The sequence below is a fragment of the Sphingomonas sp. DC4900 genome (assembly GCF_049896485.1).
Classification (GTDB): domain Bacteria; phylum Pseudomonadota; class Alphaproteobacteria; order Sphingomonadales; family Sphingomonadaceae; genus Sphingomonas; species Sphingomonas aquatilis.
On sequence record NZ_JAFCUK010000001.1, the window covers coordinates 212,323 to 228,249 of the forward strand.

The following is a 15,927-nucleotide window of genomic DNA, read 5'->3' on the forward strand; positions in this document are numbered from 1 at the left end:
CGGACCAAGTCCGGGGTGACGGGGTGTGTCTGGCGAGCCTTGGCGCGCCGCCTCAGCGTCGGCTGCGGCCGCCTGATGCGCGTGCGACCCGAGGTGGCGGCGCCGTTTCTACCGTAAGTCCTCCCTCGCTTCAGCGGGGGAGGGGGACCGCCGCCGCAGGCGGTGGTGGAGGGGGCGTTTCCGCATACGGTCCGTTCGCCGTATCCTCCCCCTCCGACCGCCTGCGGCGGCCACCTCCCCCTGGCGGGGGAGGACTTGCATCACCCACTATTCCGCAGCGCTGGAACGCGTAACCGGCCGCCTGATGCGCGTGCGACCCGAGGTGGCGGCGCCGTTTCTGGCCAAGTGATCCGCCCTCCACAAACTTACGTCACCCCAGCGCAGGCTGGGGTCCACCGGGCCGCCAGGGGGTGGCCAGAGCCTCCAGCCATTCCCCTCGCCGCGGAGTGGACCCCGGACCAAGTCCGGGGTGACGGGGTGTGCCTGGCGTGCCTTGGCGCGTCGCCTCAGCGGGGGCTGCGGGCGACTGAGGCGCGTCCAGCCGGAGGTGGCGGCGCCGTTTCTACCGTAATTCCTCCCTCGCTTCAGCGGGGGAGGGGGACCGCCGCCGCAGGCGGTGGTGGAGGGGGCGTTTCCGCATATCGTTCGGTCGCCGTATCCTCCCCCTCCGACCGCCTACGGCGGCCACCTCCCCCTGGCGGGGGAGGACTCACATCACCCACTATTCCGCAGCGCTGGAACGCGCCACCGGCCGCCTGATGCGCGTCCGGCCGGACGTGGCAGCGCCGTTTCTGGCCAGCTGATCCGCCCTCCACAAACGTGCGTCACCCCAGCGCAGGCTGGGGTCCACCGGGCCGCCCGGGGGTGGCCAGAGCCTCCAGCCGTCCCCCTCGCCGCGGAGTGGACCCCGGAACAAGTCCGGGGTGACGGAGTGTGTCTGGCGAGCCTTGGCGCGCCGCCTCAGCGTCGGCTGCGGGCGACTGAGGCGCGTGCGGCCGGAGGTGGCGGCGCCGTTCCTGGCCAGCTGATCCGCCCTCCACAAACGTGCGTCACCCCAGCGCAGGCTGGGGTCCACCGGGCCGCCAGGGGGTGGCCAGAGCCTCCAGCCGTCCCCCTCGCCGCGGAGTGGATCCCGGACCAAGTCCGGGGTGACGGGGTGTGTCTGGCGTGCCTTGGCGCGCCGCCGCCGCGTCGGCTATGGACGCCCTCAGGGCATGACGCGCGCCGTCTCACCCACTATTCCGCAGCGCCGTCGCGATCGCGTTGATCGACAGCAGGATGCCTTCGCCGATGCGCGGATCGTCCTCGCCCGCGCGGTGGCGCTTCATCAGTTCGATCTGCAGGAAATTGAGCGGCTCGATATACGGCAGCCGCAGCCGGATCGAGGCATCGAGCGCCGGGTGCTTGTCCAGCAGCCGCGTCTGCCCCGTCACGTCGAGCAGCCCGTCGTGCGTCAGATGCCAGGCGTCGCGGATGCGGGTGAAGATGCCGTCGCGCAGGGCCTTGTCCTCGACCAGTTCGGCATAATGGCCGGCGATGGCGATGTCGGACTTCGCCAGCACCATCTCCATATTGGCGAGCGTCGCGGCGAACAGCGGCCACCCCTGCGCCATGTCGCGCAGCAGCGCCTTGTCTTCGAACGCCGCGATCGCCTGCCCCACGCCGTACCAGCCGGGCAGCATCGTGCGCGCCTGCGCCCAGCTGAACACCCAGGGGATGGCGCGCAGATCCTCGATCGCGTCGCTCTTCTTGCGGCTCGCCGGGCGGCTGCCGATCTTCAGCCCCGCGATCTCGCCGATCGGTGTCATCTGGCGGAAGAAGGTGCGGAAGCCGTCCGTCCCGTACACGAGGTCGCGATAGGCGTGGAACGCGGTGTCGGACAGCGCGTCCATCGCGCCGGTGAAGTCCGCATTCTGCGCGTTCGACAGCCGCTCGGGCTCCAGGCTGGCAAGCAAGGTCGCCGAAGCGATCGCCTCTAGATTGGTCATCGCGCTGTCGCGCGTCCCGTATTTCGCCGCGATCACCTCACCCTGTTCGGTGATGCGGATGCGGCCCTGCACCGTGCCGGGCGGTTGCGCGCGGATCGCCGCAAAGGCGCTGCCACCGCCACGTCCCACCGCGCCGCCGCGACCGTGGAACAGCTGCATGCCGACCCCCGCCGCCTCGAACACGGGCTTGAGCGCGGTCGACGCCTTGGACAGCTGCCACGTCGAGGTCAGGTAGCCGCCGTCCTTGTTGCTGTCCGAATAGCCGATCATCACTTCCTGATGGCCGCGCTTCGCCGCGATGTGCGCGATCTCGGGCAGCGCGAACCAGTCGGTCATGATGCCGGGCGCGGCCTCCAGATCGCCGACCGTCTCGAACAGCGGCACCGCCATGATCGCCGCCGACGGCTCTTCGCCACCGCGATACAGGCCAACTTCCTTCAGCAGCAGGTTGATCTCGAGCAGGTCGGACACCGACTGCGCCATCGACACGATATAATTGGTGATGCACGCGGGACCGTAGGTCGCATGCGCCTCCGCCGCGGCAAGCACGATCTGCAATTCGGACTGCGTCTCGTCCGAATAGGTGGTGAAGCGGCTGGCGAGCGGCCGGGCATGCGCCAGCTCGCGGCGCAGCAGCGCGACGCGTGCCGCCTCGTCGAGGCTGAGATAATCGTCTTCGACGCCTGCGGTCTTCAGCAGTTCGGCGACGACGCGTTCATGCACCGCGCTGTTCTGGCGCAGGTCGAGCGTCGCCAAGTGGAAGCCGAACGTCTCCACCGCGCGGATCAGCCGGCCGAGCGCGCCGCCGGTCTTGAGCGCCCCGGCGCTCGCCAGCGCATGCGCGATCGCGGCGAGGTCGGCGCGGAACGCCTGCGGGTCGGGATAGGGCTCGCCGGTCAGCCGGCCGGGGCGCGCGGCGGGCTTGCCGGTCAGTGCCTCGTGCGTCGCGGCGAGGCGTGCATAGATGCCCGACAGCGCACGGCGATAGGGTTCGTCGCTGCGGCTGGCGGCGGTATCGCCGCTCGCCTCGGCCAGCGCGAGCACCGCGTCGTCCACCGCGGCATGTTCGGTCGAGATCGACAGCTCCGCGCCCAGCGCATGCACCGCGTCGAGGTAGAAGCCGAGCACCGCCTCCGCCGCGCGCGACAAGGCTGTGCGCAGCGAATCGGCGGTGACGAAGGGATTGCCGTCGCGGTCGCCGCCGATCCAGCTGCCGGGCTTTACGAAGCTCGGCACGCGCTCCCCGAACGCGCGGTCCCAGCGCTGGTACAGCGCGGGGAGGGCGGGCAGGAACACGTCCCGCATGTAGCTCAGCGCCGTCTCGACCTCGTCGGTGACGTACAGTCGCTCGCGGCGCAGCACGCGCGTCTGCCACAGCAGCGCGATCTGGCGGGTGATCGCATCGTCGACCAGATCGCCGTCGGGCGTCTCGCTGCGGGCCGCATCCTTCAGCGCCATCAGCTCGGCGATGCGGTTCTTGTGGTCGATCATGCTCTTGCGCCGCACCTCGGTGGGGTGGGCGGTCAGCACCGGCACGATCAGCGCATGGGCGAGCAGTCGCTGCACCTCGGCGCGGTCGATCCCCTCCGCCTGCAACGTCGCGAGCGCCGCGGCGACATCCGCCCCCTGTTCGGCGGCGATGCCCTGCCGATCTTCGGCGAGGTTGGCGAGCATCGAGAAGAGCATGAATCCGCGGACGAAATCGAGCGTCTCGTCGAGGCCCAGGTCCTGCAGGTGGCGATGCACCGCATCGCCGTCGCCGGTGCCGCGATGACGCTCCACCGACGCCCGCCGGATCGCCTCGGTCGCCTCGAACAGCGCCTCGCCGCCATAGGCGCGAATGACGTCGCCGAGCTTCGCGCCCAGGAAGCGCACGTCGGGGTTGTTGGCAATCGGCGGAAGCGAAGCGGGGTCGATAGTGGCCATGCCCGCATGCTGCGCTGCGGCAGGGACCGGGTCAACCGGGCTTGGGGTTTGCGGGGCAAAAGGAGAGATGCGGAGCCTTTGCCGCAAATTCCTCGTCACCCCGGACTCGTTCCGGGGTCCACCGAGCCGCAAGGGGGGGGCTTGAGCCTCTCGCGATTGCCATGCGGCCCGAAGGACGTCGCTGACCTCCCCCTCCGTCACGCCTGCGGCGCGCCACCTCCCCCTGGCGGGGGAGGAATATCGTCAGTCCTCCCCCGCCAGGGGGAGGTGTCAGCGCAGCTGACGGAGGGGGAGGTCAGCGACGCGCGTCGCGACGAAATCCCCTATTGCGCCCGCGTCCCCTGGTTGCTCAGCGTATCGCCCAGCACCGGCGTGGTCGGCTGCGCCGGCGGGGCTCGGCCGGCGTCGCGGGCGGCGCGCCATTCGCTTTCCTCTTCCGACGTCACCGTGCCGTCGTGGTTGAGGTCCATCTGGTCGAAGCGGCGCATCGTGCCCTCGCTCCATTCGATCTGGCTGATCACGCCGTCCTTGTTGCGGTCCAGCCCCATCAGGCGGCTGTTCTGGCGCGGCAGCTCGGTCGCGTCGATGCGGTCGTCGCCGTTGCGGTCCAGGCTGCGGAAGCGCTGGTCCATCGCGGTCGAGAAATCGACGCGGCTGGTCACGGCGGGCGGCACAAAGCCTGCCGCATTGGCGACCGCATCCGCCTGCGCCGCTTTCTCCTCGCTCTTCTTGCCGCATGCGCTCAGCAGGGCCACCGCAAGGACCAGCGATGCCGTCATTCCGTGTCGCTGCAACTATCGTCTCCGCTTATGCTTCCAGCTCAACATCCCAGTAGAGCCAGTCGTGCCACGTGTCGTGCAGATAGTTGGGCGGAAAGGCGCGGCCATGTTCCTGAAGGTGCCAGTTGGTCGGGCGGATCGGCTCGACATACAGTGGCATGCCCGCTTGCTTCGGCGTGCGCCCGCCCTTCTTGAGGTTGCACGGCGCACAGGCGGTGACGACATTCTCCCACGTCGTCCGGCCCCCTTGCGCGCGCGGCACGACATGGTCGAACGTCAGGTCGCGGCTGACCCCGCAATATTGACAGGCGAAGCGATCGCGCAGGAACAGGTTGAAGCGGGTAAAGGCGGGAAAGGCGGAGGGGCGCACATATTGTTTGAGCGCGATGACCGACGGCAGCTTGATCGCCGCATTCGGGCTGCGCACCTCACGCTCGTAATGCGCGACGATGTCGACCCGGTCGAGGAACACCGCCTTGACTGCGGTCTGCCACGGCCAGACGCTCAAGGGATAATAGGACAAAGGCGTATAGTCCGCGTTGAGCACCAACGCGGGGCAATTGTCGGGATGGCGGATCAGATCGGGATGAAACACGGCTCCTCCCACGGGTTACCCATGGGCCATGTCGCCCACGAGAGTGACGGGGGTATGACAGCACGCGCCCTTGGGTGCGGTCAAGCGGCTTGCGGTGGCCGGCGGGGCCACGCGGCATGAGCGTCCCCGGTGCCGGCATCGTGGTCACGCGCTTCGCCCCCAGCCCCACGGGCCTGCTGCACCTAGGCCATGCCTATGCGGCGATCCAGGCACACGACCATGCCCGCGCCGCGCATGGCCGCTTCCTGCTGCGGATCGAGGATATCGACGGGACGCGCAGCCGCGAGCCATTCGTCGCCGGCATACTCGACGATCTCGCCTGGCTGGGTCTGTCGTGGGACGGCCCGGTGGTCCGCCAGTCGCAGCGGTTGGCGCCGTACGACGCGGCGCTCGCTCGGCTGCGCGCGGCGGGGCTGCTCTACCCGTGTTTCTGCACCCGCGCCGATATCGCGCGCGAGATTGCGGAGAGCGCCAGCGCGCCGCACCACGGCCCGGACGGACCGGTCTATCCCGGTCTCTGCCGGCATCTCGACCCGGCCGTGGCGGCAGCGCGGATCGCGGCAGGCGAGCCGCACGCCTGGCGGCTGCGTATGGAGCCGGCGCTGGCCCGCACCGGTCCGCTTCACTGGCACGACAGTGACGCGGGCGATCGCACCGCCGATCCGGCGGCGTTCGGTGACGTGGTGCTTGCGCGCAAGGACGCGCCCGCGAGCTATCACCTCGCGGTGACCGTGGACGATGCCGCCCAGGGCGTCACCGACGTCGTCCGCGGCGTCGATCTCTACCCGGCGACCGACGTCCACCGGCTGCTGCAGGCGCTGCTCGACCTGCCGACGCCGCTCTATCGCCACCACCCGCTGCTGACCGGCCCGGACGGCACGCGGCTCGCCAAGCGCAACGGCGCGCCTTCGCTCGCCGATCTGCGGCAGGCGGGCGAGGACGGACGCGCCCTCGCCGAGCGCTTGCGCGCCGGGCGGCTTCCCATTGGCTTTGCCGCGCGCGATGCTTAAGTATGTCGCATGAACACCTTCCTCGTCATTCTGCTGATCGCGGCGATGCTGGCGACGGTGGTCGCGCTGGTGCGGGGCGTCATCGCCTTCCTCCAGGATAGTCACGCCCAGGTCCGCAATGGCGAAGGGCCATCCGCGGCCTCGCTCAAATCGAACAAGATGATGCAGATGCGCGTCTTCTTTCAGGCGCTGGCAATCCTCATCATCGTCGTCATCCTGTTCGTCGGCGGCCGAACCTGAGCCGCTGACGCCCGCACTATGGTCAAGCTGAACCGCATCTACACGCGCACCGGCGACGCGGGCACGACGGGCCTCGTCGACGGATCGCGCGTGTCGAAGGCCGCCGCGGTGATGCAGGCGATCGGCGACGTCGACGAGGCGAACAGCGCGATCGGCGTCGCGATCGCCGCATTGCAGGGCGCGGCGCCCGCGGACCGATTGCTCGTCATCCAGAACGACCTGTTCGATCTCGGCGCGGATATCGCCACGCCGATGGGGATCGAGGGCGCGCTGCGCATCGTGCCCGCCCAGGTCGCGCGGCTGGAGGCGGAGATCGATGCGATGAACGAGGGCCTGTCCCCGCTCACCAGCTTCATCCTGCCCGGCGGCACCCCCGCCGCCGCGGCACTGCACCTCGCACGCGCGATCGTCCGCCGCGCGGAACGTAGCGTCGTGACGATGGGCAGCGAGGCGACACAGGCTCTCGCCTATCTCAACCGCCTGTCGGACTGGCTCTTCGTCGCTACCCGTGTGGTGAACGGCGCCGGCGAGGGCGACGTCCTGTGGAAGCCCGGCGCCAGCCGATAGGGCGGGGTGGGGGCGTCTCGTTCGTCACCCATCGTCATCCGGCGAGGGCCGGAATCCCCCGCAAACCGTGCCCGCCCAAAGCCACAGCCGCTCCCTAACGCTGCGATAACGCGCCAAGGCATACCCCAAACACCCCGTCACCCCGGACTCGTTCCGAGGTCCACTCCGCGGCGAGGGGGATGGCCGGAGCCTCTTGCCGCCCCCTCGCGGCTCGGTGGACCCCGGACCAAGTCCGGGGTGACGGGGTGGGTGCGGCAAGGTAACGCGCCATAGGACCCACGAAGCCCCCCCCCCACCGCCCTGTCCTACACGCCCCCCATCTGCTACACCCTCGTCATGACCCGTCCGCCCTTCGCCCCGCCGCTGCGCGACGGGCGCCGCGGACCCCTCGCTTCCGACGAATACGTACCGTCCACTTCGTCCACTTCCGCGCGCCCCCTCCCGCGCAAACCCCGATTCGCGCCATCGCCGCGGCCCACCGGGGCACCGCGCTTCAATCCTCACTTTCCTCGACAAAAAGCGCGTGTATGCTGCCCCGTCGCTGCCGGGGGGCCGCGGCTTTTCCCTATCCTCGCGGAAACACCATGAACCGTATTCTGATCGGCGTTGCCGGCATCCTCGTCATCCTCGGCATCGCCTTCGCGCTGTCCACCGACCGCAAGGCGATCCGGCTGCGCGTCGTCGGTGCGGCGTTCGCGTTGCAGGCGGCGATCGCGACGATCGTGCTCTACTGGGGGCCGGGTCGTGCGGCGCTCGCGGGGGCGTCGGCGGGCGTGTCGGCGCTGCTCGGCTATTCGCAGCGGGGCACGGAGTTTCTGTTCGGCAAGCTCGCCAGCCCCGATATCGGCGGCCAGAGCTTCGCGATCGCGGCGCTGCCGGTCATCATCTTCTTCGCCAGCCTCGTCTCGATCCTCTATTATCTCGGCGTCATGCAGGTCGTGGTGCGCTGGGTCGGCGGCGCGATCGAAAAGGTGATCGGCACGTCGAAGGTCGAATCCTTGTGTGCCGCGGCCAACATCTTCGTCGGCCAGTCCGAATCGCCGCTGGTGATCCGCCCCTATCTCGCCGGCCTCACCCCGCCGCAGCTGTTCACGGTGATGACCAGCGGCATGGCAGGCGTCGCGGGCACGATCCTTGCGGCCTATGCCTCGATGGGTATCCGCATCGAATATCTCCTCGCCGCCAGCTTCATGGCCGCGCCGGGCGGCATCCTGATGGCCAAGATCATCATGCCCGATCGCTCCATGCCGCCCGAAGGCGAGCTGCCGCTGGGCGACGTGCCCGACGAAAATCGCGTGATCGCACTCGCCGACCACCGCATCAGCGGCGCCGGCCCCGCCGCGCTGCTGCCGGAAGGCACGCCGGGCGAGCCGCTGCCCGAAGCGACGCACGACGAGGAAAAGCCCGCCAACCTCATCATGGCGGCGGCGCAGGGTGCGCAGACCGGCGTACGGCTCGCCGTCGCGGTCGGTGCGATGGTGCTCGCCTTCGTCGCGCTGGTCGCGCTGGCCAACGGCCTGCTCGGCGGGTTCGGCAATATGGTCGGCCTGCCGGGCTTAAGCTTCCAGGCGCTGCTCGGCTATCTCTTCCAGCCGGTCATGTTCCTGCTCAACGTGCCCTGGAACGAGGCGGGGATCGCCGGCGGCCTGTTCGGCGAGAAGATCGTGCTCAACGAATTCGTCGCCTATATCGATCTCGGCAAGCAGGCCGCGCAGCTTAGCCCGCGCACCATCGCCGTCGTCACCTTCGCGCTGTGCGGCTTCGCCAATTTCTCGTCGATCGCGATCCAGATGGCGGTGACGGGCAGCCTCGCCCCCAACCAGCGCCCGATGATCGCCAAGCTCGGCCTGCGCGCGCTCGCCGCGGGCAGCCTCGCCAACCTCATGTCGGCGGCGCTCGCCGGCCTGCTGATCGGCTAAGGCGGACATTATGACCGGCCCGCTCCCCCTCCCGACCACCCATACGGTATCCTGATGGGTGGCCGGGAGGGGGAGCGGGCCGGCACCGCCGGGAACCCCGCTCTTCCGCAGGGTTCCAAAAAAGCCCTCAAGCGCACGCTTGGGCCGGGCCAGCTGGCGATGATCGCGATCGGCGGGGCGGTGGGCACCGGGCTGTTCTTGGGCAGCGGCTTCGCGATCCAGCTCGCCGGGCCGGCGGTGCTGGTCAGCTATGCGATCGGTGGCCTCATTACGCTGGCGCTGATGGGCTGCCTCGCCGAAATGACCGTCGCCGATCCGGCGACCGGATCGTTCGGCCTGTTCGCCGAACGCTACCTCGGCCGCTTCGCCGGTTTCTTGGTCCGCTACGCCTATGTCACCTGCATCATCCTGGCGATCGGGACGGAGGTGACCGCGGTCGCGATCTACATGCGTTACTGGCTGCCCGACGTCGCCGGCGCATGGTGGATCGGCGGGTTCGGCCTCGCGCTGCTCGGCGTCAACCTCGTCAGCGTGCGGGCGTTCGGCGCGGTCGAATATCTGTTCTCGGCGATCAAGGTCGCCGCGATCCTCGCCTTCATCGCGCTCGGCCTGTGGGTGATCGGCCGCGGCGCACCGGGCGTCGGGCTGGCGAACTACACCGCCCACGGCGGCTTCGCGCCGCACGGTATCGGCGGTATCTGGAGCGCGGTGATCGTCTCGATCTTCAGCTACCTCAGTATCGAGATGATCGCGGTCGCGGCCGGCGAGGCACGCGATCCGGAGCGCGCGATCGTCCGCGCCTTCCGCTCGACGATGTTGCGCCTCGCGCTCTTCTACCTAGGCAGCCTCGCGGTGATGCTGGCGGTGCTGCCGTGGACGCAGGCCGGCACGGCGACCAGCCCGTTCGTGACGGTAATGGCGGCGAGCGGCCTGCCCTATGCCGCAGGGGTCATCAATGCGGTGGTGCTGGTCGCGGCGCTCTCGGCAATGAACAGCCAGCTCTACACCGCCTCGCGCATGCTGTTTAGCCTCGCCGACAGCGGCCTCGCGCCGCGGCGGCTGGGCGCGGTCGATGTGCGCGGCGTGCCGGTGGCGGCGCTGCTCGTGTCGGCGGCTGGAATCGCGGTGGCGGGTGGCGTCTATGCGTGGCGGCCCGATGCGGCGCTGGGCGTGATGATCGCCGTGTCGATCTTCGGCGCGCTGTTCACCTGGGGCATGATCTTCGTCACGCACCTCGCCTTCCGGCGGCGGCACGGGCCGCCGGCGGGGTTCCGGATGTGGGGCTATCCGTGGGTGAGCCTCGCCGGCGCAGGCGCGATCCTCGCGATCCTGGCGACGACGCCCTTCACCGCGGCCTTCGCGCTGACGCTGGTCTATGGCGTGCCGGTGCTGGCGGTGCTGGCGGGGGTGTATTGGGTATGCTTGCGCCCACCTTCGTCATCCCGGCGAACGCCGGGATCCATGGATACGAGAGGCTGATCGTAGCACGCGCCAATCGACGGCATCGAGTCCATGGATCCCGGCGTTCGCCGGGATGACGGAAAACGGGGTCATTCCCCCGTCCGGGTCTTCACCTTGTTGGGCAAATCCTTGCCCTTGGTCCGGCGCGAAGGCAGCTGCACCGGGTTCTTCTTCTTCCATTCCTTGAAGGTCATCGGACCTTCGGGCGTGTCGACGATCGTGTCGTCCAGGCTCATGTCCGGTCTCCTCAGCGCGTCGGCTCGGGTTGCGGTCCGCTGTAGTCGTAGAAGCCGCGGCCGGTCTTGCGGCCGTACCAGCCGGCCTCGACATACTTCACCAGCAGCGGCGCCGGCCGGAACTTGGGGTCGCCGGTGCCCTCGAACAACACGCGGGTGATCTCCAGGCAGGTGTCGAGGCCGATGAAGTCGGCCAGCGTCAGCGGTCCCATCGGATGGTTGAGCCCCAATTGGCAGGCGAGGTCGATATCGCGGATCGTCGCGACGCCTTCGCCCAGCGCGAAGATCGCCTCGTTGATCATCGGCATCAGCACGCGGTTGACGATGAAGCCCGGCGCATCGTTGGCGCGGACCACCGCCTTGCCCAGCCGCTCGGCATAATCCTCGATGATGCCGACGGTGGCGTCCGACGTCGCAAGCCCGCGGATCACCTCGATCAGGCCCATCACCGGCACCGGATTGAAGAAATGCACGCCGATGAACCGCGCCGGATCGGGTGTTGCCTGCGCCAGCCGCGTGATCGGGATCGACGAAGTGTTGGACGCGAGGATCGCATCCGGCCCGAGCACCTTGCCGACGGTGCCGAAGATCGCCCGCTTGATCTCCTCACGCTCGGTCGCCGCCTCGATGACGAGGCCGCAAGGCGCCATCGCGGCGACGTCGCCCACCGGCTCGATCCGATCGAGCGTAGCGTCACGCGTCGCGGCGTCGATCTTCTCCTTCTCGACCGCACGGGCGAGTAGCTTGGCGATCCCCGCCTTGCCCGCCTCGGCGCGCTCGACCGACACGTCGGACAGGATCACGCGATAGCCCGCGGCCGCGCTCACCTGCGCGATGCCAGCGCCCATCTGGCCCGCACCGATCACACCCACTGCCTGCATCATGTCTCTCCATCGATCGCTTTGCCGTTCGCCATAGCCGCTTTCCCGCCGCCTGCCAGCCGGATAGGCTCGCGCGCACAGAGGAGAGGGGCATGATCATATTGGGGGATAGCGGCCTGCTGCGGCCGGGCCGATGGCGGTGGCTGGCGGCGCTCGGCTGGATGGTCGCGCTGTTCGCGGTGATGAGCGTCCTGCTCTTCCCCGGCTGGCTGCATGCGGCGCCTGCCTATCGTAACGCAGTGCGGATCGGATCGGTGCTGGTCGCCTATGCGGTCTATGCGCTGGCGGTCCGCTACGGCGAGCGGCGCGCGCCGGTGGAGATCGCCGCCCGGCCGCTGCTGCCCGAACTGGTCGCCGGCCTCGCGATCGGGGCGGGAATGTTCGCGCTGGTCTTCACTAGCCTGCGCCTGCTCGGCGTCTACACGCTCGCGCCCGGCCAATGGGGCGACTGGCCGACCGACATCGTCTGGGCGCTGCGCACCGGCTTTGCCGAGGAATTGCTGCTGCGCCTCGTCGTGTTCCGCCTGCTGATGCGCGCGGGCGGCCTGTGGCCGGCGCTGGCGATCTCGGCGCTGCTGTTCGGGGCGATGCACCTCGCCAACCCCAATGCGACGCTGGTCGCCGCGCTGGCGATCGCGGTGGAGGCGGGGCTGATGCTCGCCGCTTTCTACCTCGTCACCGGACGCATCTGGATGGCGGTGGGGGTGCATGCCGCGTGGAATTTCGTCCAGGGGCCAGTGTTCGGTGCGCGCGTCTCCGGAGGCACCGATACGGGCAGCCTGTTCGTCAGCGCGCCGGTGCAGGGCAGCCCCGACTGGCTGAGCGGCGGCGCCTTCGGACCCGAAGCGTCGCTGCCCGCGGTGATCGTCGGCTTCGTCATCTTCGTCGTGGTGCTGCGGGCGGCGTTGCGGCGTTGGAACCGGGAACCCGTTCGCTGAGTAGAACCATCATGACCCGCCATGTCGCCCTCGCCGCCCTGATGCTCGCCGCCTGCTCCAGCCAGCCGCAGGCCGACGCGACGCCAACCCGGACGCCGGAGGCCACGCCCCGCACGGCGGCACGTGCGCCCGCGACGGCGAAGACGGGTGCGCCGGTCACGCCGAAACCCGGCGTGCTCAAGACGTTCGGCGACTGGCAGGTCGGCTGCGACAATGGGCTGGTGTGCACCATGGCGTCGCTGCTGCCCGACGATGGTGCCGGTGCGGGCGCGACGCTCAACCTCACGCGCGACCCGGGCCCGCAGGGTCGCTATCATGCGATGTCGGGGGAGGGCGTAACCGATGCATCGGGGCGCACGCCCGCGGCCCGTTTCACCGTCGACGGTCGTGATCTTGGCCGCGACGCGAATGCCCTCGCCGCCGCGATGGCGAACGGTCGGGTTCTGAAGGTGCCCGGCGGCACGATCTCGCTGAAGGGTGCCTCGGCCGCGTTGCGCTACATCGATGCGATGCAGGGGCGCGCCGGGACCGTGACGGCCACCGTCGCGAAGGGCGCCAAGCCCGCAGCGAGCGTGCCGCCCGCACCGGCGCTGCCGATCGTCGCCGCACAGCGGCTGACGCCCTATACCGCCAAGCTGTCAGCATCCGTCGTCGCAACGATGAAGCGGATCGGCCGGTGCGACCTGTCCGAAGGGATGGACTCGACCCCCTCGGTCGCCAGGACGCCGGACGGTCGCCTGCTGGTGATCCAGCCCTGTTCGGCGGGGGCGTATAACGTCATCGGCGCGCTGTTCGTCGTCCGCGGCACCGACGTCCGCCCGGCGCAGACCGACGCGCCCGCCGGCTTCGACGCGACCGGCGCGGATTCGCAGACCCCCGTCCACAGCGTCGTCAACGGTGATTTCGACCGCAACGTCCTGACCAGTTACGCCAAGGGCCGTGGCCTGGGGGATTGCGGTGTGGGCCAGACCTTCGCGTGGGACGGCAGCCGCTATCGTCTGGTGTCGCAGGACGAGATGAGCGAATGCCGCGGCAACACCGACTATATCGCGACATGGCGCGCGACGATGCGGCCGTGACGCCTTGCGGCGGCTGGCGCGCTTACGGCGCCGGCCGCTCCGGCTGCGCTTCGGCGAGGTAGAGGCCGAACAGCCCCTTGGGGTCGGTCCATTCGCGGATCGGCGTCCACCCGCCCGAACGCAGCAGGATACGCGCATCGCGCGAGGCGTATTTGTGGCTGTTCTCGGTGTGGATGCTTTCGCCCGCACCGATGGCGAAGGGGCGCCCTTCGATGGTGAAGGCGACGTCGCGCTGCGCCACCAGATGCATCTCGATCCGCGCCCGATCGTCGTTCCAGCGCGCTTCGTGCGCGAAGGCGTCGACCGGGATCGTGCCGTCCAGCTCGCGATTGATCCGGTCCAGCAGGTTGAGGTTGAACGCCGCCGTCACGCCCGCCGCATCGTCATAGGCGGCGACCAGCGTGCTTTCGTCCTTGATCCGGTCCATGCCGATCAGCAGCATCGCGCCTTCGCCCAGCGACGCGCGCATCGCGCGCAACAGGTCGACCGCCATCAGCGGGATCATGTTGCCGATCGTCGAACCGGGGAAGAAGCCGAGCTTCGGCGTGTCCGCCACCTCGGCCGGCAGCGTCAGCGGCCGCATGAAGTCCGCCTCGAACGGCAGCACGGTCAAATCGGGGAAGGCCTCGCTGAGCACGCGCGAGGATTCGCGCAGGAAATCGCCCGAAATGTCGATCGGCACATAGGCGGACGGCGCGGCACAGCGCAGCAGCAGCGGCGTCTTGGTCGACGATCCCGACCCGAACTCCACCACCGCGCGGCCGCGGCCGACGACCTCGGTCACCTCGGGGCAGATCTCTTCCAGGATCGCGGTTTCGGTGCGCGTCGGATAATATTCCGGCAGCACGGTGATGTCCTCGAACAGCTCCGATCCGCGGCGATCGTAGAACCAGCGCGCGGGGATCGCGCGCGGGCGCCGCTCGAGCCCCGACAGCACGTCGGCACGGAATTGCGGATCGGCGAGGCTCGCCTGACCGTCCTCGATTTCGGGCTTCAGCATCAGATATCCTTGGCGAGCCGGACGCCGGTGAATTGCCAGCGCTGGTGGGGGTAGAAGAAATTGCGATAGCAGGGGCGCACATGGCCGCGGGGCGTGGCGCAGCTGCCGCCGCGCAGCACGAACTGCCCGCTCATGAACTTGCCATTATATTCGCCGACCGCGCCGTCGACGGTGCGAAAGCCGGGGTAGGGGCGATAGGCGCTGCCCGTCCATTCCCACACGTCGCCGAAAAAGGCGGGATCGCCGGGGGCGGCGGGGCGCGGCTCGACCGGGCCGGCGGCGTCCATCTGGTTGCCACCCGCCGCGTCGGCTGCTTGCGCAGCGGCCTCCCATTCGAATTCGGTCGGCAGGCGCGCGCCAGCCCAGGCGGCATAGGCGTCCGCTTCGTACAGGCTGACGTGCGTCACCGGCGCGGCGGGATCGATCGGCCGGCGCCCGTCCAGGCCGAAGCGCGTCCACACGCCGTCCTGCCGTTCCCAATACAGCGGCGCGGCGATACCGTTCGCCTTCACCCATGCCCAACCGTCGGCAAGCCAGTGCCCCGCGTCCGCATAGCCGCCGTCGGCGATGAACGCCGCCCATTCGCCATTGGTGACCGTGCGGTCGGCGATCGCATGGCGGGCGAGCAACGCATCGTGCCGCGGCCCCTCGCAATCGAAGGCGAAACCATCGCCATCGTGCCCGACGCGGACGATTCCCGCATCGCGCTCGATCCAGCGGATCGGCCCGGGCATGGCGACCGGCACCTTGGGCGCAGCGGGCCACAGCGCGGGCTCCAGCGGATTTTCACCGAACAGGTGCAGGATATCGGTAACGAGCAGTTCCTGATGCTGCTCTTCGTGATGACAGCCCAGCGCCACCAGCTCGCACGCGGCATCGGGCAGGTCGGGCAATGCCGATAGCAGCGCCGCATCGACATAGGCGCGATAGGCCAGCACCTCGTCCAGCGTTGGCCGGGTGATCATGCCGCGGCGGTCGCGTGCATGGCGGCGGCCTTCCGCCTCGTAATAGCTGTTGAACAGGAACGGGAAGCGTTCGTCATGCAGCACATAGCCGTCCACGTGATCGCGGAGCACGAAGGTTTCGAAGAACCAGGTCGTATGCGCGAGATGCCATTTGGCCGGCGAGGCATCGGGCATCGACTGCACGCTGGCGTCCGCGTCGGAGAGCGGCGCGGTCAACGCGACGGTAAGGGCGCGGACCCGATCATAACGTGCGGCAAGGGCGGCGTCGGGGCCGGGTGCGATCTTCAACATGGCCGGCCCCTCCTGCGCAAGGCGCGTCCGTCACGCGCGCGCAAGATGCTGA

14 protein-coding genes are annotated in these 15,927 nt (G+C 69.4%); 7 read left to right on the forward strand and 7 right to left on the reverse strand.

Features of this window, described 5'->3' with window-relative positions; all coding sequences use genetic code 11:
* Positions 1 to 1,229: 1,229 nt before the first annotated feature.
* The 3 genes from ppc to ACP690_RS01070 all read right to left on the reverse strand — a co-directional run bounded on the left by ppc (position 1,230) and on the right by ACP690_RS01070 (position 5,288).
* Positions 1,230 to 3,914, reverse strand: coding sequence for a phosphoenolpyruvate carboxylase (gene ppc / locus ACP690_RS01060; RefSeq protein WP_426259869.1), 2,685 nt, complete (start codon positions 3,912 to 3,914; stop codon positions 1,230 to 1,232).
* A gap of 323 nt (positions 3,915 to 4,237) precedes the next feature.
* Complete coding sequence (locus ACP690_RS01065; RefSeq protein WP_017980403.1) at positions 4,238 to 4,693, reverse strand: hypothetical protein; 456 nt, start codon at positions 4,691 to 4,693, stop codon at positions 4,238 to 4,240.
* Between the two features lie 28 nt (positions 4,694 to 4,721).
* Entirely contained in the window at positions 4,722 to 5,288 is a 567-nt protein-coding gene (locus ACP690_RS01070; RefSeq protein WP_017980402.1) for an HNH endonuclease, read from the reverse strand.
* 116 nt (positions 5,289 to 5,404) lie between these two features.
* On the opposite strand from ACP690_RS01070, the gene gluQRS reads away from it, so the two are divergent.
* The 5 genes from gluQRS to ACP690_RS01095 all read left to right on the forward strand — a co-directional run bounded on the left by gluQRS (position 5,405) and on the right by ACP690_RS01095 (position 10,503).
* Entirely contained in the window at positions 5,405 to 6,298 is an 894-nt protein-coding gene (gene gluQRS, locus ACP690_RS01075; RefSeq protein ID WP_426259870.1) for a tRNA glutamyl-Q(34) synthetase GluQRS, read from the forward strand.
* A gap of 9 nt (positions 6,299 to 6,307) precedes the next feature.
* Positions 6,308 to 6,538: a twin transmembrane helix small protein gene (locus ACP690_RS01080; RefSeq protein WP_017980400.1), complete on the forward strand. Its 231-nt coding sequence runs from the start codon at positions 6,308 to 6,310 to the stop codon at positions 6,536 to 6,538.
* A gap of 18 nt (positions 6,539 to 6,556) precedes the next feature.
* Positions 6,557 to 7,105 carry a cob(I)yrinic acid a,c-diamide adenosyltransferase gene (locus ACP690_RS01085; protein WP_147037443.1) on the forward strand — a complete coding sequence of 183 codons (549 nt, stop codon included), beginning with the start codon at positions 6,557 to 6,559 and terminating at the stop codon, positions 7,103 to 7,105.
* Positions 7,106 to 7,689: 584 nt separating this feature from the next.
* Positions 7,690 to 9,024, forward strand: coding sequence for a NupC/NupG family nucleoside CNT transporter (locus tag ACP690_RS01090; RefSeq protein ID WP_294213785.1), 1,335 nt, complete (start codon positions 7,690 to 7,692; stop codon positions 9,022 to 9,024).
* A gap of 159 nt (positions 9,025 to 9,183) precedes the next feature.
* Positions 9,184 to 10,503, forward strand: coding sequence for an amino acid permease (locus ACP690_RS01095; RefSeq protein WP_426259871.1), 1,320 nt, complete (start codon positions 9,184 to 9,186; stop codon positions 10,501 to 10,503).
* 71 nt (positions 10,504 to 10,574) lie between these two features.
* Here the strand turns inward: ACP690_RS01095 and ACP690_RS01100 are convergent, their stop codons facing one another.
* Both ACP690_RS01100 and ACP690_RS01105 read right to left on the reverse strand, forming a co-directional pair.
* Positions 10,575 to 10,721 carry a hypothetical protein gene (locus ACP690_RS01100; RefSeq protein WP_017980396.1) on the reverse strand — a complete coding sequence of 49 codons (147 nt, stop codon included), beginning with the start codon at positions 10,719 to 10,721 and terminating at the stop codon, positions 10,575 to 10,577.
* Positions 10,722 to 10,732: 11 nt separating this feature from the next.
* The gene (locus ACP690_RS01105; protein WP_426260018.1) at positions 10,733 to 11,602 is read right to left on the reverse strand and encodes a 3-hydroxybutyryl-CoA dehydrogenase; all 870 of its coding nucleotides are present in this window, start codon (positions 11,600 to 11,602) and stop codon (positions 10,733 to 10,735) included.
* Between the two features lie 92 nt (positions 11,603 to 11,694).
* Here ACP690_RS01105 and ACP690_RS01110 point away from each other — a divergent pair, with 92 nt between their 5' ends.
* Together ACP690_RS01110 and ACP690_RS01115 are read left to right on the forward strand one after the other, a co-directional pair.
* Entirely contained in the window at positions 11,695 to 12,540 is an 846-nt protein-coding gene (locus tag ACP690_RS01110) for a CPBP family intramembrane glutamic endopeptidase (protein WP_426259872.1), read from the forward strand.
* Positions 12,541 to 12,551: 11 nt separating this feature from the next.
* Positions 12,552 to 13,619 carry a DUF1176 domain-containing protein gene (locus ACP690_RS01115; RefSeq protein ID WP_426259873.1) on the forward strand — a complete coding sequence of 356 codons (1,068 nt, stop codon included), beginning with the start codon at positions 12,552 to 12,554 and terminating at the stop codon, positions 13,617 to 13,619.
* A gap of 22 nt (positions 13,620 to 13,641) precedes the next feature.
* On the opposite strand, the gene egtD is transcribed toward ACP690_RS01115, so the two are convergent.
* Positions 13,642 to 14,619: an L-histidine N(alpha)-methyltransferase gene (gene egtD, locus ACP690_RS01120; protein WP_294313707.1), complete on the reverse strand. Its 978-nt coding sequence runs from the start codon at positions 14,617 to 14,619 to the stop codon at positions 13,642 to 13,644.
* Positions 14,619 to 15,875 (reverse strand): ergothioneine biosynthesis protein EgtB, encoded by a 1,257-nt coding sequence (gene egtB / locus ACP690_RS01125; protein ID WP_426259874.1) that lies wholly within the window; start codon positions 15,873 to 15,875, stop codon positions 14,619 to 14,621. The genes egtD and egtB overlap by 1 nt, the downstream gene beginning before the upstream one ends.
* Positions 15,876 to 15,927: the final 52 nt, after the last annotated feature.